Genomic DNA, 20312 nt, shown 5'->3' on the forward strand with positions numbered 1-20312 from the left:
AGTTGCTTTCTTTGATAGGTTAATCGATTCAATGTTAGCAATGTCCCCTATTATAGAAAGCAACGTGCCAGATTTGTAAGTTATTGATAATCAATAGATGAATTTTTGAAGAAAGGAATTATCTTGCAAATTGCAAGAGCTTGAGGCCCCTCTTTCGTGCAATTTGCAAGATTCCGGCGATAGCTGATGTTCGCAGATTCAATCACCGGATGAATGTCATCGGGGAAGATCAAAAAAGAGGATTTCGGCATCTTCCAGAGCAGTGATTCCGAAAGGAGCCTCGTCTTCGATGGCAAGGGCATCTCCGCTTCCCAGTCTCACATCTTCACTGCTCAGTTGCCCCTCAATCAGGTGCAGATAGGCTTTGCGCCCAGATCGGCTCGGGACGGATAGTGATGTTCCCTGAGCCAAACGGGCGACCCAGACCTGGGCGTCCTGATGCAGGCTGAGTGCTCCTTCGAGGGGTTTGTCAGTGGGTGCGAGCAGAGGAATCCACTGATTCGCGTGGGACTCCCAGTCGATGTCCAGCTCGGCGTAGGCGGGGTCCAGTCCCCGGGTGTCGGGTTCAATCCATATTTGCAACAGGTGGGTGCGTTCGTCCCGTGAAGGATTGAATTCGCTGTGATTCACTCCTGTTCCCGCTCGCATGAACTGGATGCGACCCGGTCGGATGGTGGCACGGTTTCCCATGCTGTCCTCGTGAGTGAGCGCACCGTGGGTCACGTAGGAGAAGATCTCCATATCGCGGTGGGGGTGCATGGGAAATCCCCGGCCGGGGTCAATCCAGTCGTCGTTGAGCACGCGCAGTGGACCCCAGCCCATGTTTGAAGGATCGTAATAGTCACCGAATGAGAAGCTATGGCGGCTCTTCAACCAACCAAAGTTGGCGAGACCTCGATCCTGGGATGAGCGAAATGTTTTCATGATCAAGTGGAGTTTGGGTTCTGAAACGAAGAACCTCCGGTATCGGCAGGATCCGGAGGTTCGCGATGTTGTGATGTATCAAATACGCTGAATGCCAGGCCTGATTATTTTGCGTGAAAACCGGCGATACTGAGTTTCAGTTCGATTTCGTCGGCAACTTTGTCCTCATTTTGTCCGGCGTTGATTCCAAATTCACTGCGCAGAATGGTGAAATCAGAGCGGATTACCAAGATGTCGCCCTGCATTCCCTGGTTGCGATCTGCGAGCTTGCCAGGCAGATAAGTGAGCGTGACAGGAAGTTCAAGTTCCTTGGTTGTGCCCTTGATGGTGATCGATCCTTTGGCGGTTGCCGAGTATTTCGATCCCTCCTTTTTCACATCCTTGAGCTTCTTCGCAGTGAAGGTGATGGTGGGGTGGTTTTCCACATCCATCCAGCTTCCACCTAGCATGTGGTCGCGCATCATTGAGTTGGCGACCATGAGCGTGGTGGTGTCCAGCGTGATTGTTCCTGAAGTTTTTTCAGGATGTTCCGGATCGAATTCCACGGTTCCACTGATGCCATTTGCAGTTCCGCTGATGTATTCAAGCGGGGCATCCATGGAGAATGCGACGTTGTTGACGCCCTTGGGATCCTTAAAATCGAAGGAAGCTGCATGGGCTTGCGTGAATGTGATGGCCGCGACAGCGACCAGACTGATGGTTTTGATGACCTTGTTCATGATGATTTGGGTAATGAGTTCGATTTATGGGTTGATTTAAAAAAAACGGATGCGGCGAGCAGGGCGGCCGCGATGGCAGTACCGGCGATGGGAAGTTCGATCCCAAAACTCAGGCCTTTTTCGTATTCGGTGTATTCAATGCCAGTGATTTCATCCACATGCGGAATGGCTTTTTCCGTGGTGGTCCAGCCGATGCGAGCTCCATGAAAGAACCAGATGGAGAGGGAGCTGAGTAAAACAAGCGCGGCAGTTATTCGGAGTGCGATTTTCATGAGCGATGATAAAACGAGTGAAAGTTGAGTTTGATTGTGAATGTGGCACGGACATCAGGAAGCCTGATGCAGGGATTGGGCGTGATAACCCAACTTTTTGAGCAGAGCGACCAGGGTCTGGCGTTCGGAAGCGTCAAGCACCGAAGTTGCGCATTCGAGCGCAGCCGCATGCTGATGAAGATTGGGTTCGATCACTTCGCGACCCTCAGCAGTGAGTTCGATTCGCACGATGCGACGATCTTCGGGATCGGACAGGCGGCGCACCCAACCCCGTTTTTCGGCACGATCGACGGCAGTGGTGATGGACCCACTGGTCAACCCCACCTTCTTCCCGATCATGCTGACTGGAGTGGGTCCCTTGTGCAGCAGGATTTCCAGAATTGCAAAATCGGATATGCCGCCAATCCCGAGACTGGCAATGCTTTGCTTGTCCAAGTACTCCATTGCTTTGTAGGCCTTCCAGAGCACCAGCCAAACATGCATGCCGGATTGGGTTGTCGTTGAGTTCATGCCAACAAACTTGAAGAAAAGTATCTTGATGTCAAGATAAATAATGCGATTTTTTCAAACCCCACGCAAAATGGCTCTGGATGTGGAATGGGTAACGCAAAACGCCCGCAGTGAATGCTGCGGGCGTTTTGTTGTAGGTGAAGAATTTTGAACGGTGCTCTCTGAATCAGGGCAGACGCGTGGTGCCCATCAGGAAGCGATCTACCTCTCGTGCAGCTGCACGACCTTCATTGATCGCCCAGACCACCAGGCTCTGCCCACGGCGGCAGTCGCCAGCGGCAAAGACCCCGGGTACGTTGGTGTGGAACTTGCCGTAGGGTGCACTGATGTTCGAACGTGCATCGGTCGTGAGTCCGAGTTCAGCAATGGGTTTTGGGTCAGGCCCGAGAAAGCCCATTGCCAGGGTCACCAACTGCGCAGGCAAGGTGCGACGAGTGCCCTCCTTCTTTTGGGGGACAAACTGACCAGACTCATTCTTGCCCCACTCGATTTCGACAATCTCGAGTCCTGCAAGGTTCCCTTGCTCGTCCGAAACAAAACGTTCGGTCATCACCAGGTAGGTGCGGGGATCTGCTCCCTGAACCGCTGCAGCTTCCTCCTGTCCATAGTCCATTTTGTAGACCTTGGGCCATTCGGGCCATGGATTGTCGGGCTGGCGCTCCATGGGGGGTTTGGGAAGGATTTCAAGTTGCACGACGCTACGCGCGCCCTGACGGATGGATGTCGCCACACAGTCGGTACCCGTATCGCCACCACCGATCACCACGACATCTTTTCCCTTTGCATGGAGTTCCGGCAGGGACCCATCAAAGCCATTGTCGAGCTGGTGTTTTGTATTGGCGGTCAGAAAATCCATCGCAAAGTGCACGCCATTGAAGTCCCGACCTTCCACTGGTAGATCCCGGGGAACCGTGGCTCCCGTGCAGAAAATCACCGCATCGAATTGCTCCTTGAGTTCTTTTGCCGTGATATCGGTTCCGATCTCGGTATGGGTGATGAATTGAATGCCTTCGCTCTCCATCAGCTTTACCCTCCGCGTGACGACCTCTTCCTTGTCGAGCTTCATGTTGGGAATGCCATACATGAGCAGGCCGCCGATGCGGTCCGCACGTTCATAGACGGTGACCGCGTGTCCGGCCTGATTCAGCTGGTCTGCGCAGGAGAGACCTGCCGGTCCAGATCCCACCACGGCGATCTTCTTTCCGGTGCGGACTTCGGGAATGTGGGGGGTTACCCAGCCTTCAGCCCATCCCCGGTCAATGATGGCACACTCGTTGTTTTTGATGGCCACCGGAGGCTCAATCACTCCGAGAACGCAGCTGCCCTCGCAGGGTGCAGGGCATACCCGACCCGTGAACTCAGGGAAGTTATTCGTCTTGTGCAGTCGCTCCAAAGCTTCCTTCCAGCGTCCCTTGTAGACCAGGTCATTCCACTCAGGAATCAGGTTATTGACCGGGCAACCACTGGCCATGCCAGAGAAGATCAAGCCAGTGTGACAGAAGGGCGTGCCGCAGTCCATGCAGCGCGCACCCTGTTTGCGGTGAAAATCCTCATCCGGATGAGCCTTGAACTCCTTCCAGTGTTTGATGCGTTCGAGCGGAGCATCCTCCGATACGGTTTGTCGTTCGATTTCTAAAAAGCCAGTTGGTTTTCCCATGATTTCGCTTGGTTTCGATGGTTCCTGTTGCAGACGTTGAGTGGCGGATCAGTTTCCACCAACGCGGGAGATATCCTTGAGGTTCTCCTCAAACGCGGCCATGGCGGCCTCGTCTCCGGACAATCCCTGCTCCTCGACTTTTCGGAAACAGTTCAACATGCGTTCGTAGTCGCGAGGCATGACCTTGTAGAATTTCGGCAGCTCCGACTCCCAGTTCTCCAGAATATACTGGCCGCGTGTAGACCCCGTCAGTTCGACGTGCTTCTCGATGCGCTGCTTCAGGGTCTGCAGATCCTGATCCTCGCATTCCACCACGCGATACAGGTTGACCATATCCATGTTGATCTGGGAGTCAAAATCTCCATTGATGTCATAGACATAGGCAACCCCTCCGGACATGCCTGCGGCAAAATTCCGACCTGTCGCACCCAGGCAAATCACCTCGCCTCCGGTCATGTATTCGCAACCGTGGTCACCCACGCCCTCAACGACGGCCCGGACCCCCGAGTTGCGCACGCAGAACCGTTCCCCGGCAATACCGCGAATGAAGGCCTCGCCCTTGATCGCACCATAGAATGCCACGTTACCGATGATGATGTTGTCCTCGGCGACAAATTTCGACCCCCTTGGCGGATAGACGATGATTTTTGCACCGGAAAGACCCTTACCGACGTAGTCGTTGGCGTCTCCTTCCAGTTCAAAACGCATGCCGTGTGGTGCAAAAGCACCCAGCGATTGGCCTGCACTACCGTTGAACTTGAGTTCAATCGTATCCTCGGGCAGACCCTCACTGCCGTAGCGGCGGGAGATCTCACTGCCTGTGATGGTCCCGACCACACGATTCACATTGATGATGGGCAACTCCACTTTCACCTTTTCGCCACGTTCGATGGCGGGTTTGCAAAGCTTGAGCAGATGCGTGTTGTCGAGAGCCTTGTCCAGCTCGTGATCCTGTTCCTTTTGGCAGTAGGTTCCCACCTCTGGACCGACGTCCGGTTTGTGGAAAATACTGGTGAGGTCGATTCCCTTGGCCTTCCAGTGATGCACGGCTTCGGCTGTGTCGAGACATTCGACATGTCCAACCATATCACTGATCGTTCGGAATCCGTTTTCGGCCATCAGCTCGCGCAATTCCTGTGCGATGAAACGCATGAAATTGACCACGTGCTCGGGCTTGCCCGTGAAGTTCTTGCGAAGCTCCGGATTTTGGGTCGCCACACCGACCGGGCAGGTGTTCTTCTGGCATACCCGCATCATCAGGCATCCCATTGTCACCAGAGGTGCTGTGGCAAAACCAAACTCTTCCGCTCCCAGCAGGGCCGCAATCGCGACATCGCGTCCGGTCTTGAGCTGTCCGTCCGTCTCCAGTACTACGCGGCTTCGCAGGTCGTTCAGCAAGAGAATCTGGTTGGTTTCGGCAAGTCCCAGTTCCCAAGGAGCACCCGCATTGTAGATCGACGACGATGGGGACGCGCCCGTGCCACCATCGTGACCCGAGATCAGGATGACATCGGCGTGACCCTTGGCAACGCCCGCCGCAATCGTGCCCACGCCAACCTCGGCGACGAGCTTGACATTGACCCTTGCGCGGGTGTTGGCGTTTTTGAGGTCGTGGATCAGTTCCGCGAGGTCCTCAATCGAATAAATGTCGTGGTGGGGTGGGGGTGAAACGAGTCCCACTCCCGGAGTTGAATGGCGCACCTTGGCGACCCAGGGATAGACCTTCGATCCGGGCAATTCTCCCCCTTCGCCGGGCTTGGCCCCCTGCGAGATCTTGATCTGGATTTCATCCGCATTGACCAGATATTCGCCAGTGACTCCAAAGCGACCGGATGCCACCTGCTTGATAGCAGAACGTTTGCTGTCCCCATTTGGCAGAGGGATAAAGCGTTCGGGATCTTCTCCCCCTTCGCCGGTGTTAGATTTTCCGCCGATCCGGTTCATCGCAATCGCGAGAGTTTCGTGAGCCTCCTTGGAAATGGAACCGTAAGACATCGCACCCGTTTTGAAGCGCTTGGTGATGGCTTCGATGGGTTCGACCTCGTCGATGGAGATGGGCTTGCGGTTGCCCTTGAAACGCATCAGTCCCCTCAAGGTGCAGAGGTGTTCGCTCTGGTTGTTCACCTTTTCAGCGTATGCTTTGTAAACATCATAGGAGCCAGTGCGCACGGCCTTTTGCAGCAGGCTGATGGTTTCGGGATTGAACAGGTGGTATTCTCCATCCTTGCGCCATTGATACATCCCACCTGTATCCAGTGCGCGTTCCTCGGCCTCGATGTGGCGATCCGGGAATGCGGCGCGGTGGCGCATGAGGGATTCCTCTGCGATCTGGTCCATGCCCGAACCCTCCAGACGGCTGGCAGTTCCCTTGAAATACTTGTCCACCACATGGGTGTTCAGCCCGATGGCTTCAAAAATCTGTGCACCGCGATAGGACGCTACGGTGGAGATTCCCATCTTCGCCATCGTTTTCACGACACCCTTGATGGAACCCTTCAGGTATTGGTAAACGGCCTTATCAAAGTCGATGTCGAGCATTTGATCCTGAATCATCTTGTACAGGGACTCGAATGCCATGTATGGATTGATGAGATCAGCACCATACCCAATCAGCACGGCAAAGTGGTGCACCTCGCGCGCTTCACCGGTTTCAAGGATGATCGAAACTTTCGTGCGTGTGCCGTTTTGAACCAGATGATGGTGCAATCCACCCATCGCGAGCAGGGTTGGGATCGCGGCATGGTCGCGGTCGATGTTCCGGTCTGAAACGATGACGAGGTTCACTCCGGCCTCAACCATCAGGTCGACCTTGCGGCAGAGCTGTTCCATGGCAGCTTCGAGGCCCTCCCCGTTGGAGTTCGCAGGGAAGAGCGCATCCACAGTGGCTGCCTTGAAACCCCGCTCCTGGATGTTGCGCAGCTGGGCAAGCTGGCGGTTGTCAATGAGCGGGTTCGTGAACCGGATCATGCGGCAACTCTCGGGAGTGGGGTTGAGCAGGTTGCCTTCCGACCCGACGAAAGTTTCCGTCGCCGTCACCAGTTCTTCACGGATGCAGTCGAGTGCTGGATTCGTAACCTGGGCAAAAATCTGCTTGAAGTACTGGTAGAGGTGCTTCGATTTGTTTGAAAGCACAGCCAGTGGTGTGTCGTTGCCCATGGATGCGATCGGCTGGACGCCGCTGCGAGCCGTGGGTTCGAGAATGTAGCGCAGATCCTCGTAGGTGTAACCGAATGCCAGTTGACGCTCGAGGATACGGGATTCGTCGATGGCGGGCACGCTTTTGGGCTCCGGAAGATTCTCTTCCTTGATGCGATATTGATCCAGGTATTCCTGATACGGCTTGCGGCTGTAGATGCGTTCCTTGATCTCCTCGTCGGGCACAATTCGACCCTCGTTCATGTCCACGAGGAACATGCGCCCGGGTTGCAGACGTCCCTTTTTGACGACGGTCAGTGGGTCGAGGTCTGGAATCACTCCCACTTCCGAGGCCATGATCACGAGATCATCTTCGGTGACGTAATAGCGGCTAGGGCGCAGACCGTTGCGGTCGAGCACGGCTCCGATCTGATACCCGTCCGAAAATGTGATGGATGCGGGGCCATCCCAAGGTTCCATCATGCAGGCGTGGTACTCGTAAAAAGCCCTTTTGGCGGGATTCATGTGCTGGTGACGCTCCCACGGCTCGGGGATCATCATCATCACCGCGTGGGCTAGATCGTAGCCGCCCAGATGCAAAAACTCGAGCGTATTGTCGAAGCGAGCGGAATCGGACCCGTCTTCCACAACGACGGGGAAAATCTTTTTCATGTTGTCGCCAAACAGGTCCGTTTCGCAAAGGGCCTGGCGGGCTTTCATGTTGTTTTCATTACCCATGATGGTGTTGATTTCACCATTGTGGGCCATAAAGCGGTTCGGGTGAGCACGGGACCAGCTTGGAAAAGTATTGGTCGAAAAGCGCGTGTGCATGAGTGCCAGCGCCGATTCGAAATCCTCGTCGTGAAAGTCGTGAAAATACTCTGCGAGCTGACAGGGCGTCAGCATACCCTTGTACACCATGGTACGGGAGGATAGTCCCGTCACATAGAAATATTCTCCGCCCGGGAAATGGTTCGACTGGTTGCGATGCACGTCACCGAACTGACTTGGGATCTCATTGGTGCGGATGGCGTTGACGATCTGCTTGCGGATCAGAAAGAGCTTGCGCTCAAACTCCATCGTCGTGCGGATGTCAGCACTCTTTTTGATGAAGACCTGCTTGATTGCCGGTTCATAACGACCGGACGTTTTGCCGAGAATCTCACTTTTCACCGGGACCGTGCGCCATCCGATGAACTTTTGTCCCTCTTCCTTGATGATGTGCTCGAAAAGCTGCATCGCAGCTTCGCGTTCGCTGGGTTCGGGTGAGAGGAATACCACGCCGGCACCGTATTCTCCTTCGGGTGGCAGCTCGATATCCTTTTTTGCCATTTCCTTGCGCAGAAATTTATCCGGCATCTGAATGAAAATACCTGCACCGTCTCCGGTATCCGGATCGGAACCGCTGGCTCCACGATGAATCATCTGGGTGTTCATCGTAAGCGTTTTTTCGATGATATCATGGGAGCGCTTGCCCTTCAGGTGGGCGATGAAACCAACTCCACAGGAGTCTTTTTCCCGGGATGGATCCCACAGGCCTTGTGGCTCGGGCCATCCTAATGGTGATGTTTTGGAATCGGGCATAATCAAACAGTCTTTCACTTGTCGGCGGTTGTGTGCATGCGGGCACGGAAAAGTGGTTTTCGGAAAACCGCGGTCACAGCTAGGGGATAAATTCCGAATTTCCAAGAGAAAATTGTGGGATCCCTCCGGATGCGATCCACCTTTCAGCTCGTGTGCGGCACGAGTTTTCGGGTTTCCTACGCAAAGTGAGTTCAAAGGAGGCAGATGAGTCAACTTCCGAAAATGCGTTTCTTGTGAACTTCTGGGACCGTTGATTAGCTGCGATTGACGATTGGTGGGTTGAGACATGCATTCGACCGATATTCTTTCAGATTCTGGTGACTCTATTTTTCTGACTGTTCAGTGTATATCAGCCTCGCGCTACTATATATCGTGGATTCTTTGAGTTGGAAATTTCGTGCAATTTTCGAATTTTTTCTGTAACAAAGGGTTCACTGTCATCGTTAGGTGCGGTATTCACTCATCCATTCCAGCAACAACATCCATCAACTTCTCCCCGAGCGGAGCATCCGTTCCGCGTGCATGGGACTGTTTCATCATGAATTGTAAGCATTTGCTGAAGTCCAGATTTCTGGCGTTTGCGCTCGTGTGCACCCCGCTCGTGCCGCAGGCCTCTGCCGAAATGATTTCGTTGAACGATGCGCTCTATGAGGCGCTGGAATCCAACTTAACCCTGCGCATCAACGCCTACCAGGCACTGTTGCGTGAGCAGGAGGTTGAGTCTGCGCGGGCGATCTTTGATCCCACGCTCGTGGGTTCGATCAATACCAGTCACCAGGAACAGGATTGGACGCAGTCCGAATCTGATCGATCCAGTGTCTCTCTGGGTTTGTCAAAGCGCTTACAGTCCGGTACGTCCTTGTCGCTGCAATCGAATTACCTGATGAATGATGGGAGTCGTTTTGATTCCTCACTCAACCAGGAAATCGGTGGCAACCTCAGCCATAATAGTGGCATCACGCTTTCCATTCGCCAACCCCTGCTGCAGGGATTTGGCAGGGCAGTCAACATGGCCAATATCTGGAAAGCCGAAGCTTCGCTTGCAGTTGCCCAACTCGATTATAAGAACAACCTGCTCGATACCATCAACCAAACGGAGAAAGCTTATTGGCAGGTTGCGTTCCAGGATGCGCAGGTAGAACTCTCGAAATCCAGTGTGACACTGGCCAAAAATCTGGTGGAGGAAACCGAACAACGCGTCGAATTGGGGTTGGCCACACGCCTGGACCTGCTGCAGGCACGTGCCAATCTCGCTTCGCAGCAGGAGTCACTGATTGACTCGCAGCGAGCACTCAAGGATGCGGAAGATGCATTGTTGCTGGTCATGGGACGCTTGGATTCGAACTATGAGGATGTGCCGGTTGAAGTTGCCGATCTCGCCGATCCGAGTCGCGAATTCCCCTCGCTGGATCAAGTGTGGGCGGGTGCTCTGGCGCAGGACCTCGACTTGCTCATTCAGCAGACCCAGATCGAAAGTCTCGGATTTGACAAGGTGCTGGCAAAGGACCGCAACCGTTCCGAACTGGATGTGGTGGTATCGGGTTCCACGGCTGGATACGACAGTGAGCGGGGGTCGAAGTCATTTTGGGGTGCGTTCGAACCACAGGGACATGATTGGGGTGTGGGACTTGAACTCAATGTGCCGATTGGCAAACGTGCCAGCAAGGCACAACTGCGACAGATCGATGCAACCATCGAACGCGAATACCTGCGTTTGGATCAGCTTGAGCAATCCCTCTTCCTCGATGTGCGACAGGCATGGCGCAGCTATCAGGTGAGTCTCGAAAAGCTGGATGCTGCTCGCTTGACACTCGAACTTCAACAGGAGGCGTTTGACCAGGAGCAGGCCAAATACTCGGAGGGATTGGCCGTTTTTCGCGATGTGCAGCAGGCCCAGCAGGATCTGGATCGCGCACGCATCTCCGAACTCAATGCATGGTTTGCCGCGCTTCGGGCACTTTCCGATTTATCTCGACTGGATGGCAGCATCCTCGAACGCCACCGCATCAACCTGAACTTTAATTAATTGAATAACCGGGTGTCCCTTTGGTGACCCAACCCAAGCGCTCCGAACTCGGACCGAAACCCATTCATCCCATGGCCAAACGTAAGAAAAAAGGAAAACTCAAGTGGATCATCCTCATGGTGGTCGTGCTCGCACTCGCCATCGTTGGCGCAGTGGTTGCCAAGTCGAAGTCCGGCTCGAAAGGGGTGGAAGTCACCGTCGGGACATCCACTCGTGGGGACATCACCAGTATCGTGACCGCAACTGGTAAGATTTATCCAGAGGTAGAGGTAAAGATCTCCTCAGAAGTTGCTGGAGAAATCATCGAGCTACCCGTTAATGATGGTTCGCGCGTGAATAAGGGAGACGTGCTGGTGCGCGTCAACCCCGACACCCTTGAGGCGCAGGTTCATCAACAGGAAGCGGCACTGAGCGCGAGCAAGGCCACTGCAGCACAGGCAAAGGCGCAGATGCTAAAGGCGGAACTCGACCGCGAGCGCACCCAGAAAATGTTTGACCGCGGCTTTGCCACGCAGGAGGAGTTGGATCAAGTGCAAACCACACTGGATGTGGCAATCGCATCCCATCAAGCTGCCAACTTCCGAATCGAGCAGCAGGAAATGGAGCTGAAAGAAGCCCAAGACCGACTGAACAAAGCCACGACTTATGCACCTGTTGATGGCACCATCACCTCGCTGACGGCAGAATTGGGTGACCGTGTGGTAGGGACCGGACAATACGCCGGGACCGAAATCATGCGCCTTGCGGATCTGTCCAACATGGAGGTACGTGTGGATGTATCCGAGGCCGAGATTGTTGATGTCAAAATTGGAGATGCTGCGGATATCGAAATTGATGCCTTTCCCGATGAAAAATTTGTTGGGGTCGTCACCGAGATTGCAAACTCCGCCAAAACTGCCGGCAGCGGCAGCCAGGAACAGTTGACCACTTTTGAAGTCAAAGTGAGATTGTCTGTTGAGGATGATCGCTATCGTCCTGGCATGACGGCCACTGCAGACATCAAGACCAAAACCTCTTCTGACACTGTGCTCGTTCCGCTTCAGAGCGTGACCGTGCGCCAGAAGGAAGACGTCGAACGCCAACTCAACCCGAAGAAGAAGGGTGAGGAAAAGGATGAAACCAGCAAACCGGAAGAGACCGCTCAGGGTCCGCGTGGACCTGGAGGTCCGAACGGCAATCGCGCAAAACCGCGCGACTCCACCCAACGCGTGGTTTTTGTGGTCAAAGATGGCAAGGTATTGCTCACTCCGGTGGAAACCGGGATTGCAGACAATCGCAATATCGAGATCCTTTCCGGACTTGAGTCGGACACCAAGATTGTAACCGGAAGTTACGGGGTGCTCACCCGCACGCTCAACCATGAGATGGAAGTTCTGGAAAAGACCTCTCGGGGCATGGGCGAGCGCGGTCCGGGAAGGAGTGAATGATCATGCAGCCGTACACAAATTCAGGTGAGCCGATCATCGAGATCGCTGGAGTGCGCAAGATTTACAATCTTGGGCAAACCCAGGTGCGGGCTCTGGACGGCGTTGACCTGAAGATTTTCCCCAACGACTACGTAGCGATCATGGGACCCTCCGGAAGCGGGAAATCCACCATGATGAATCTGCTGGGTTGTCTTGATACACCAACAGAGGGAGTTTATCTGTTTGGGGGAGAGGATGTTGCGGATATGACGGATGATGAGTTGGCTGACATCCGCAATCGCCGCATTGGGTTTGTGTTTCAGAGCTTCAACCTGCTTCCCAGAGCCACGACGCTTCGCAATGTGGAGCTGCCGTTGGTGTATGCGGGCATCGATGCGTTCACGCGGGTCGAGCTGGCCGAGGCGGCCCTGCATCAGGTTGGGCTTTCTGACCGCATGGATCACCGCCCCAACGAGTTATCAGGGGGACAGCGCCAGCGCGTTGCAATCGCACGCGCCCTCGTGAATAAACCGTCCATTATTCTCGCAGACGAACCCACTGGTAACCTCGACTCGCGCACGGGTGAGGAAATCATGGCGCTCTTTGACGCCTTGCATCAGGCGGGCAATACCATCATTCTGGTTACACACGAAGACGACATCGCCCAGCATGCCAGACGCTGTGTTCGCCTGCGCGATGGCAAAGTGGAGTCCGATGTATTTGTGAACCAGCCAAACGCAGAAGTGGCCAACGGATGAAATTGCTGCTCAACGAGATCATTGAGAGTATCCGCATCGCACTGGAGCAGGTGAACCAGCACCGCATGCGTTCGCTGCTAACCGCGCTGGGGGTGATCATTGGGATCATCGCGGTCACTCTCATGGGAACTGCGATCAAAGGCATTGATATTGGATTTCGCAACAGTCTCGACATGTTGGGAACGGATACGTTTTACGTCGAAAAATGGCCATGGAGGGACGTGGGAGATGAATGGATGAAGTATCGCAACCGGCCCAATCTGCAGGCGTCCTATGCGAAGGATGTCAATGAGATCATCCAGGCCACTCCCGACTCCACCCTCATCATCGCGGTGCCAACGGTCTGGAGTCGACAGCGCATTGAGCGTGAGGATCGTGAGATCAGTGGGATCGACACGATGGGGACCAATGCAGATTATCCATTTACCGACAATGCGACGATTGAACACGGCAGGTTTTTCACCGATGCCGAAGCGGTTGCAGGGCGCAACGTAGTTGTGTTGGGATATGATGTGGCCCAAGCACTTTTCCCGGAAGGACATGAACAGGCCATCGGCAAGACAGTGAAGATCCGAAACATCAAATACACGGTCGTCGGAGTGTATGCCAAGCAGGGTAGTTTTCTTGGAATGCAAAGCTTTGATCGCAACGTGATCATGCCGCTGCCTTCCCTGCGCAAATTTTTTGTCAGTCGTTGGTGGAGTTCTGCGACCATCAAAGTTCAGAAGCGCGAAGAAGCGACCATTGCCGATGCACGGGATGAGATCATTGGCGCCATGCGCCGGGTCAGGGGACTTGAACCTGGCGAGGAAAACGACTTTGAGGTCAATCAGTCCGACGCCATCGAAGAGCAGTTGGGGCCGATCAAGCAGGGGCTTGCGCTGGCGGGATTTTTTGTGACCGGACTTGCACTGTTTGTGGGTGCGATCGGAATCATGAACATCACCTTTGTGAGTGTAAAGGAACGCACCAAGGAAATTGGAACGCGTCGGGCCATCGGTGCACGTCGTCGTTCGATTCTGATGCAATTTCTCACCGAATCGAGCATGATCTGCCTGCTTGGTGGCATCACCGGACTCGGCATTGCTTTTATTCTAAAGTCTGTGGTAGCTCAGTTTGCGCCTGATTTTCCGCTGGTGATGTCAGGAGAACTCATTCTGTTGGCGGTTTTGATTTCAATTGGGACGGGTGTGGTCTCTGGCTTTGCACCCGCTCTGCAAGCGGCTTTTCTGGATCCTGCGGAGGCATTGCGTCATGAGTAGTCAACCCACCCATTCTGCTGGCATTGGACGTCTCCGGCGCAACGATATGTTGCGCTTGGCATTTTCGTCACTGGGTGCAAACAAGTTGCGTACCGGGCTTACTGTAATGGGGGTTGCCATCGGCGTCTTTTCCGTGGTGGGCGTGATGACGGCACTCTCTGCAATTGGCCAGAGCATTGAGGGCGGTCTGAGTTTTCTCGGAGCCAACGTCTTTCAGATCCAGCGTGAACCGGCAATCCAGTTTGGCGGAGGTCGTGCGGAGTGGTGGCGCCGACCTCGCATCCAGCCGCGTCAGGCACAAGAGTTCAAGGACCTCATGGAGCAGCACGGCATTCCCGTGACATTGGTGGCGCAGGATGGTGGTGAGCGCGTCAAGTATAAGGACAAACTCACGTCCCCCCGCATCACACTGGTGGGGACCAACGAACATTTTCTCAACTCCAACAAATACGAGCTGAACTATGGCCGGAATCTCAATGATTCTGACCTCGAATTCAACCGGCCGGTCATCGTCATTGGACAGGAAATCGAAGAGGAACTCTTCCCCGCTGAACATCCGATCGGAAAGTCCATCATTGTGGATGGAGGACGCTATGAAGTGATTGGTGTTTTGAAAGAGCGTGGCGATATCTTTGGCCAGAGCATGGATGGCCTGGTTCTGATCCCGTTGCCTCGCTTTGTGGCGAACAACTGGAATCGATGGCGCAGTATGAACATGTCTGTTCAGGCTCCGAGCGCGGCACAGCTGGAGGAATACCAAGACATCGCAATTGGATACATGCGTATCGTGCGTGGTCTCGAACCCGAGGATGCCAACGATTTTGAGATCACTTCAAATGATGCGCTCAAGGAAGCGTTTGGCAACATTGCGCGCATCGTGGGGACCGGGGGGTTGCTCATCAGTGCGATTGCACTGCTCTGTTCGGGAGTGGGCATCATGAACATCATGCTGGTCAGTGTGACAGAACGCACCCGTGAAATCGGGGTGCGCAAGTCGCTCGGTGCGCGGCGATGGGACATCCTCAATCAGTTTTTGATCGAATCCGTCGTACTTTGCCAAATGGGAGCGGCAGTGGGCATTTTCATTGGCGTGCTAGCGGGCAATATTGTGGCATCAATGATGAATGTGGATGTGATCGTGCCCTGGAACTGGATCGGGATTGCTGTAATCGTCTGCTCGGTCATTGGAATTGGGTTTGGTTTCTATCCCGCTCTGCGTGCTGCGCGGCTCAATCCGGTCGATGCGCTTCGCTACGAATAACGCTGGCGACTGTGTCGCTTCCATGGTGGTTGCGTTCTGAAAATGCGTGTGTGAATGATCCATCAGGAACGCCCCAGCAGGAGTGGCAGGGCTTCATCCAGGCTGGCATCTTCAAAGCGAAAACCTGCGTCACTCAATGCGACAGGTTCCGCACCGATACCTCCCAGCAGTGCCTCATTTGCCATTGCACCCATAAGCAGCCGCAAGGCCAGCCCCGGAACCGGTAGAACGGCGGGTCTTCCCAGCGTACGGGCCAATTCCTTCGTAAATGCAGCATTGCTGGGTGGGTGGGGTGTACAAAGATTAAAAATGCCCGTCAGCTCGGGCTTTTCCACCAGAAATGTCAATGCGCGAACCAGATCGTGAATAGAGATCCAGGCGAAGGGTTGTTTCCCGTTTCCGAGTCGCCCCGCAATGCCGAGGCGGAAGGCTGGCAGCATCTTGGCGAGTGCACCAGCCTCTGGGGTCAGCACGACGCCAAGGCGTGCAATTGTTGTTTGGATGGCGGAGCCTTGCAATGGCTTCAATTCGGCTTCCCACTGTTCGCAGACCTCTGCGAGAAATCCTTCACCCCGCGTGCCTTCTTCCGTTACTCCGAGTTTCTGATGGAATCCGTAGAATCCAACGGCAGAGGCCTGAATCAGTTGTCTGGGTGGTTGGTCGAGACGGAGCAAATGCTTTACGAGCAAGTGGGCGGATTGAATACGACTGTCCAGGATGCGTTTGCGCGTCTTGCGCGTCCAGCGAGTGGCAATGGTTGACCCCGCCAGGTTGATCACGGTATCCATGCCCTCCAAGGCAGTGGAATCGATGCGTCCGCTGGAAGGATCCCAGAACAGGGTAGCGGGGCGCTCGGATTCGCGGGTGGACAGCAAAAACACCTTGTGACCACGTGAGCGCAGCAGGGGAATCAGGTTGCGTCCGACCAAACCCGTGCCGCCAGCGATCAGAATGCGTTGTGGGGAAACCTGTTGCGGTGAGGTCAGCACTTGCAGGTCGCTTTTCAGGGTGCGGTGGCGATGATAGACGACCCGGCGAATGGCCTTTTCGAGGCGGGATTTAGTTTTCCCCAGAAGCGCGGAGTCTGTGAATTCGATGCGCTCCTCCAAAATGCAGGAATGCGGGGAATCCGTCGGCAGCAGTTTGGTCCAGATGACCCATTTTCGTGCGCGTGGGGAGAGCAGTTCAAATCCAATCAGAAAACCCCGGCGCAGCGCAGTGACCCTTGCCTGCCAGCTTCCTCGCAATACACCGCTGCTGATGTGCACCGTGAACGTGGATCCTTCCTCAATCGATTTTGGCACGGGTTCGCATCTCACCGGAAGCCATGGTGGAGCGAGGCGGGAAAACGTCTGAGGGTCCTTGAGCAGGAGCCAGGCCTGTTCCGGAGCGATATCGAGCCTTGTCTGCTGTATATGAAAATGCCGTCGCATGATGAAGAAGAATGAAAATGAGGCATTGTTGCTTTGCCTACACCTGCAGTGTGTTCGGGGAGTTCTCTCAGGTCAAACTGGAGGGTTGTGTTTCAGGAGGGATTGTGTCTGAAATGAGCCAGCCACTGCGAGGGGTTGATATGAAATTACTGATCACAGGTATTTGTGGATTCGTAGGGTTTCGCATTGCGTCACACTGGCGTGAACATCGTCCTGATGTGGAAATCCTGGGCATGGACAATCTGCTTCGCTCAGGTAGCGAGCGCAACCGGAAACACCTGCGAGAGATGGGTATTCGCTTTGTGCATGGAGACATTCGCAATGCGAGTGATTTTGAACCCCTCCCATCTGTGGATTGGGTGATCGATTGCGCAGCCAACCCCTCGGTCCTCGCCGGAATGGATGGCAAATCGAGCACCCGTCAGTTGATGGAACACAATCTGGGTGGAACGGTGGAACTGCTCGAATTTTGCAAGCGAACGGGCGCTGGATTCATTCTCCTGTCCACGAGTCGGGTTTACAGCGTGAGTGCACTGGCTACTCTTCCCATGCGAATCAAGGGCGAACGTTTCGAATTGGAAGAAGAGTCGGTGGCCACCCCCGGGGTTGGCTTGCGGGGAATTAGCGAGTCGTTTTCGACAGAACCCCCGCTCTCTCTCTACGGAACGAGCAAACGGGCCGCTGAGCTGCTTGCTCTGGAATATGGGCAGGCTTTTGGGTTTCCGGTCTGGATCAATCGCTGTGGAGTCATGGCGGGGCCGGGTCAGTTTGGAAAAATTGATCAGGGCATCATCTCTTACTGGATTCATGCCCACCACGCTCGAAAGCCCTTGAAGTACATTGGGTTTGGAGGCAGTGGGTATCAAGTTCGGGACTTCTTTGATCCGCTGGATCTGGTACCGCTGTTGATCCGGCAGATAGATTCTCCTGATCGACAGGTTTCCCGGGTGATTAATCTGGGAGGTGGAAACAAAATCAGTCTGTCTCTGGCCGAACTTACAGCATGGTGCAATGAGCGATTTGGAAAGCATGCGGTGTTGGGGTCGGACGAAATCCGAGCATTCGACATTCCCTGGGTGGTGATGGATGCGAGCGAAGCGCGCACAGCCTGGCAATGGGAGCCGAAAATGGGCCGCGATCACATACTGGAATCGATAGCCCTGCACGCAGAATCTAATGGGAACTGGCTTGATCTGGCAGAGAGTTGAAGCAAGGCTGTTTGCGTCATGAAATCACCCGACCCCGTCAAACGCGATCCGCTGAGGCTGTATTCCGTTGTCATACCCGCGCGGGATGAGGAAGAGAGCCTTGAACCGATGCTGCGCGAGTTGAGTGAAACCTTTCGTAATCGCCAAATCCCGCACGAAATCGTGGTTGTGGATGACGGCAGTATGGATGGAACCTGGCAGCTTCTGCAGCGCCTGAGCGCTGAAATACCCGAACTCGCGCCCGTGCAAAACAAGGGTCTCAATGGCTTTGGCCGGGCGATCATTTATGGACTCGATTGCGCGACTGGGGATGCGGTGGTCATCATGATGGCGGACGCCTCGGACGATCCGGTGGACGCTGTCGCCTATTGGGATCTTCTCAATGCGGGCTATGACTGTGCGTTTGGCAGCCGGTTTGTGGCAGGTGGTTCAGTGGTGGACTACCCCCGAGTGAAACTGTTTGTCAATCGCATGGCCAACCTGTTTCTCAAGCTGCTGTTCAACATGAAGCTGAACGATACCACGAATGCCTTCAAAGCCTACCGCATGGAAGTCATTGAGGGTTGCCGTCCACTCATCTCACCCCATTTTAATCTCACGGTTGAAATCCCACTCAAGGCCATGGTTCGGGGATATTCCTGGCAGATTCGTCCGATCAGCTGGAAAAACCGCAAGGCAGGCGTTCCCAAGCTGAAAATCAAGGAAATGGGGAGCCGTTACCTTTTCATCTGCCTCTACGTTTGGTTGGAAAAGTATTTCAGTCGGGGTGATTATGATCGCTCGGTGTTTCAGCAACAGCGTGAGCGCCGCAAGCTCGCGCTCAGCGGGAAATCGAACCCGTCCTGATCGTTTGAATTCCTGACTATTGTCTTCAATCATGCCCACCTATCTCTATCAGACGATCTGTGATGACGGCAGCGAAGGAGAGGTGTTTGAATGCACACACTCCATGCAGGACCTGCTCGAATTTCACCCTGAAACCGGAGAGCGGGTGCGCCGGGTTTATTCCGTCCCCAACCTTGCGACGCGCTATACTCCCGGACATACCCGACAACTGCTTTCCAATGAGAACCTCGAGCGCAAGGGCTTTACCAAATATCAGAAGGATAGGGTCAGTGGAAGGTATCACAAGGTCGTCGGTGAGGGTCCACGCGTCATCGACCGACCCCCTCCGGGAGCACTTTGAATTGTGTGCGATTGCGCACTCCTCGCTTGCATCCGCCTGCGATTGTGTCTAACCGCTGTGTTCATCGATTCACCCATTTCAAACCATTGATATTCTGATGCGTATTCGAACGTTCCGTGCTCTGCGTCCCGATCCGGACAAGGTAACAGCTATTGCTTCACTTCCCTATGATGTGGTGAAGACCGAAGAAGCCCGCTCACTGGCCGAGGGCAATCCTTTGAGTTTCCTGCGCGTGGTGCGTGCGGAGATCGACTTTCCGAAAGGACAGAATCCCTACGCTGACGAGGTGTATGCCAAGGCTGTTGAAAACCTTCAGAATCTGCGCTTGCAGGGTCATCTCAGGCAGGATCAGGAAGCTGGCCTCTACGTCTATCAACAGCGCATGGGAACGCATGTGCAGCAGGGACTGGTCGCCGTGTGCCATGTGGAGGATTACGAGCAGAACCGCATCAAAAAACACGAAAAGACCCGGCCCGACAAGGAGAACGACCGCACCCGACTGACTTCGGAATTATCCGCGAACTCCGGTCCGGTGTTTCTCACCTATCGCGATGAAGCGCGCATCAACGAACTCGTTGCCGAGGCGGTACAAGGGCAAGCGCTCTATGACTTTACCGCCGTGGACGGCATCCAGCACACGGCGTGGAAGGTGGAAGCCCCTCAATCCATTGTACAAGCTTTCGCCAATGTGCAGTGTTTTTATGTTGCTGACGGGCATCACCGCTCAGCGAGTGCAGCCCGTGTTGGCAAGGAGCGACGCCTTGCCAATCCCAATCATACCGGCGAGGAAGACTACAACTGGTTTCTCTGTGTGCTGTTCCCGGCATCGCACCTCAAAGTCCTGCCCTACAACCGCATTGTGCAGCATCTCAACGGTCACAGCACGCAACAGTTTCTCGAAGCCGTTGAACGCGTTTGTGCGGTACGCAAAGTCGAGCACGAGAGTCCGGCGGCATCGGGTCGGGTCTGCA

The 20312-nt window shown here is 54.5% G+C and carries 16 protein-coding genes; 9 read left to right on the forward strand and 7 right to left on the reverse strand.

Annotation, left to right across the window (positions count from 1 at the left end; genetic code table 11):
- Positions 1 to 216: 216 nt before the first annotated feature.
- The 6 genes from ABQ298_09090 to gltB all read right to left on the reverse strand — a co-directional run bounded on the left by ABQ298_09090 (position 217) and on the right by gltB (position 8801).
- A complete protein-coding gene (locus ABQ298_09090; GenBank protein ID MEQ9824525.1) occupies positions 217 to 924 on the reverse strand; it encodes a pirin family protein in 708 nt (235 codons plus the stop codon).
- A 104-nt stretch (positions 925 to 1028) separates the two neighbouring features.
- Positions 1029 to 1643, reverse strand: coding sequence for a YceI family protein (locus ABQ298_09095; GenBank protein MEQ9824526.1), 615 nt, complete (start codon positions 1641 to 1643; stop codon positions 1029 to 1031).
- Positions 1640 to 1915, reverse strand: coding sequence for a hypothetical protein (locus ABQ298_09100; protein MEQ9824527.1), 276 nt, complete (start codon positions 1913 to 1915; stop codon positions 1640 to 1642). The genes ABQ298_09095 and ABQ298_09100 overlap by 4 nt, the downstream gene beginning before the upstream one ends.
- 54 nt (positions 1916 to 1969) lie before the next feature.
- Positions 1970 to 2425 carry a MarR family transcriptional regulator gene (locus ABQ298_09105; protein MEQ9824528.1) on the reverse strand — a complete coding sequence of 152 codons (456 nt, stop codon included), beginning with the start codon at positions 2423 to 2425 and terminating at the stop codon, positions 1970 to 1972.
- A gap of 166 nt (positions 2426 to 2591) precedes the next feature.
- A complete protein-coding gene (locus tag ABQ298_09110; protein MEQ9824529.1) occupies positions 2592 to 4082 on the reverse strand; it encodes a glutamate synthase subunit beta in 1491 nt (496 codons plus the stop codon).
- Between the two features lie 48 nt (positions 4083 to 4130).
- Positions 4131 to 8801, reverse strand: coding sequence for a glutamate synthase large subunit (gene gltB, locus ABQ298_09115; protein MEQ9824530.1), 4671 nt, complete (start codon positions 8799 to 8801; stop codon positions 4131 to 4133).
- Between the two features lie 538 nt (positions 8802 to 9339).
- On the opposite strand from gltB, the gene ABQ298_09120 reads away from it, so the two are divergent.
- From ABQ298_09120 to ABQ298_09140, 5 genes are all read left to right on the forward strand, one after another.
- Positions 9340 to 10827 carry a TolC family protein gene (locus ABQ298_09120; protein ID MEQ9824531.1) on the forward strand — a complete coding sequence of 496 codons (1488 nt, stop codon included), beginning with the start codon at positions 9340 to 9342 and terminating at the stop codon, positions 10825 to 10827.
- Between the two features lie 71 nt (positions 10828 to 10898).
- On the forward strand, positions 10899 to 12254 hold the full coding sequence (locus tag ABQ298_09125; GenBank protein MEQ9824532.1) for an efflux RND transporter periplasmic adaptor subunit: 1356 nt from the start codon (positions 10899 to 10901) through the stop codon (positions 12252 to 12254).
- A 2-nt stretch (positions 12255 to 12256) separates the two neighbouring features.
- On the forward strand, positions 12257 to 12991 hold the full coding sequence (locus ABQ298_09130; GenBank protein ID MEQ9824533.1) for an ABC transporter ATP-binding protein: 735 nt from the start codon (positions 12257 to 12259) through the stop codon (positions 12989 to 12991).
- Positions 12988 to 14253 (forward strand): ABC transporter permease, encoded by a 1266-nt coding sequence (locus ABQ298_09135; GenBank protein ID MEQ9824534.1) that lies wholly within the window; start codon positions 12988 to 12990, stop codon positions 14251 to 14253. Before ABQ298_09130 ends, ABQ298_09135 begins: the two co-directional genes overlap by 4 nt.
- On the forward strand, positions 14246 to 15514 hold the full coding sequence (locus ABQ298_09140; GenBank protein ID MEQ9824535.1) for an ABC transporter permease: 1269 nt from the start codon (positions 14246 to 14248) through the stop codon (positions 15512 to 15514). Before ABQ298_09135 ends, ABQ298_09140 begins: the two co-directional genes overlap by 8 nt.
- A gap of 62 nt (positions 15515 to 15576) precedes the next feature.
- Here the strand turns inward: ABQ298_09140 and ABQ298_09145 are convergent, their stop codons facing one another.
- Positions 15577 to 16947, reverse strand: coding sequence for a TIGR01777 family oxidoreductase (locus ABQ298_09145; GenBank protein MEQ9824536.1), 1371 nt, complete (start codon positions 16945 to 16947; stop codon positions 15577 to 15579).
- A 140-nt stretch (positions 16948 to 17087) separates the two neighbouring features.
- Between ABQ298_09145 and ABQ298_09150 the strand changes: the two genes are divergently transcribed.
- From ABQ298_09150 to ABQ298_09165, 4 genes are all read left to right on the forward strand, one after another.
- Positions 17088 to 18155 carry an NAD-dependent epimerase/dehydratase family protein gene (locus ABQ298_09150; GenBank protein MEQ9824537.1) on the forward strand — a complete coding sequence of 356 codons (1068 nt, stop codon included), beginning with the start codon at positions 17088 to 17090 and terminating at the stop codon, positions 18153 to 18155.
- 18 nt (positions 18156 to 18173) lie between these two features.
- Positions 18174 to 19001 (forward strand): glycosyltransferase family 2 protein, encoded by an 828-nt coding sequence (locus ABQ298_09155; GenBank protein ID MEQ9824538.1) that lies wholly within the window; start codon positions 18174 to 18176, stop codon positions 18999 to 19001.
- A 31-nt stretch (positions 19002 to 19032) separates the two neighbouring features.
- Positions 19033 to 19341, forward strand: a complete 309-nt coding sequence (locus tag ABQ298_09160) for an FmdB family transcriptional regulator (GenBank protein ID MEQ9824539.1) — start codon at positions 19033 to 19035, stop codon at positions 19339 to 19341.
- A gap of 97 nt (positions 19342 to 19438) precedes the next feature.
- Positions 19439 to 20312: DUF1015 domain-containing protein (locus tag ABQ298_09165; GenBank protein MEQ9824540.1), on the forward strand; the 874-nt coding region annotated here is incomplete at its 3' end.

This window comes from Puniceicoccaceae bacterium, assembly GCA_040224245.1.
In the GTDB taxonomy this organism is placed as follows: domain Bacteria; phylum Verrucomicrobiota; class Verrucomicrobiia; order Opitutales; family JAFGAQ01; genus JAKSBQ01.

Bases quoted from the DNA above. Each gene is read 5' to 3' on its own strand.
- ABQ298_09090 (MEQ9824525.1), bottom strand. From the start codon at position 924: ATGAAAACATTTCGCTCATCCCAGGATCGAGGTCTCGCCAACTTTGGT.
- ABQ298_09095 (MEQ9824526.1), bottom strand. From the start codon at position 1,643: ATGAACAAGGTCATCAAAACCATCAGTCTGGTCGCTGTCGCGGCCATC.
- ABQ298_09100 (MEQ9824527.1), bottom strand. From the start codon at position 1,915: ATGAAAATCGCACTCCGAATAACTGCCGCGCTTGTTTTACTCAGCTCC.
- ABQ298_09105 (MEQ9824528.1), bottom strand. From the start codon at position 2,425: ATGAACTCAACGACAACCCAATCCGGCATGCATGTTTGGCTGGTGCTC.
- ABQ298_09110 (MEQ9824529.1), bottom strand. From the start codon at position 4,082: ATGGGAAAACCAACTGGCTTTTTAGAAATCGAACGACAAACCGTATCG.
- gltB (MEQ9824530.1), bottom strand. From the start codon at position 8,801: ATGCCCGATTCCAAAACATCACCATTAGGATGGCCCGAGCCACAAGGC.
- ABQ298_09120 (MEQ9824531.1), top strand. From the start codon at position 9,340: ATGAATTGTAAGCATTTGCTGAAGTCCAGATTTCTGGCGTTTGCGCTC.
- ABQ298_09125 (MEQ9824532.1), top strand. From the start codon at position 10,899: ATGGCCAAACGTAAGAAAAAAGGAAAACTCAAGTGGATCATCCTCATG.
- ABQ298_09130 (MEQ9824533.1), top strand. From the start codon at position 12,257: ATGCAGCCGTACACAAATTCAGGTGAGCCGATCATCGAGATCGCTGGA.
- ABQ298_09135 (MEQ9824534.1), top strand. From the start codon at position 12,988: ATGAAATTGCTGCTCAACGAGATCATTGAGAGTATCCGCATCGCACTG.
- ABQ298_09140 (MEQ9824535.1), top strand. From the start codon at position 14,246: ATGAGTAGTCAACCCACCCATTCTGCTGGCATTGGACGTCTCCGGCGC.
- ABQ298_09145 (MEQ9824536.1), bottom strand. From the start codon at position 16,947: ATGCGACGGCATTTTCATATACAGCAGACAAGGCTCGATATCGCTCCG.
- ABQ298_09150 (MEQ9824537.1), top strand. From the start codon at position 17,088: ATGAAATTACTGATCACAGGTATTTGTGGATTCGTAGGGTTTCGCATT.
- ABQ298_09155 (MEQ9824538.1), top strand. From the start codon at position 18,174: ATGAAATCACCCGACCCCGTCAAACGCGATCCGCTGAGGCTGTATTCC.
- ABQ298_09160 (MEQ9824539.1), top strand. From the start codon at position 19,033: ATGCCCACCTATCTCTATCAGACGATCTGTGATGACGGCAGCGAAGGA.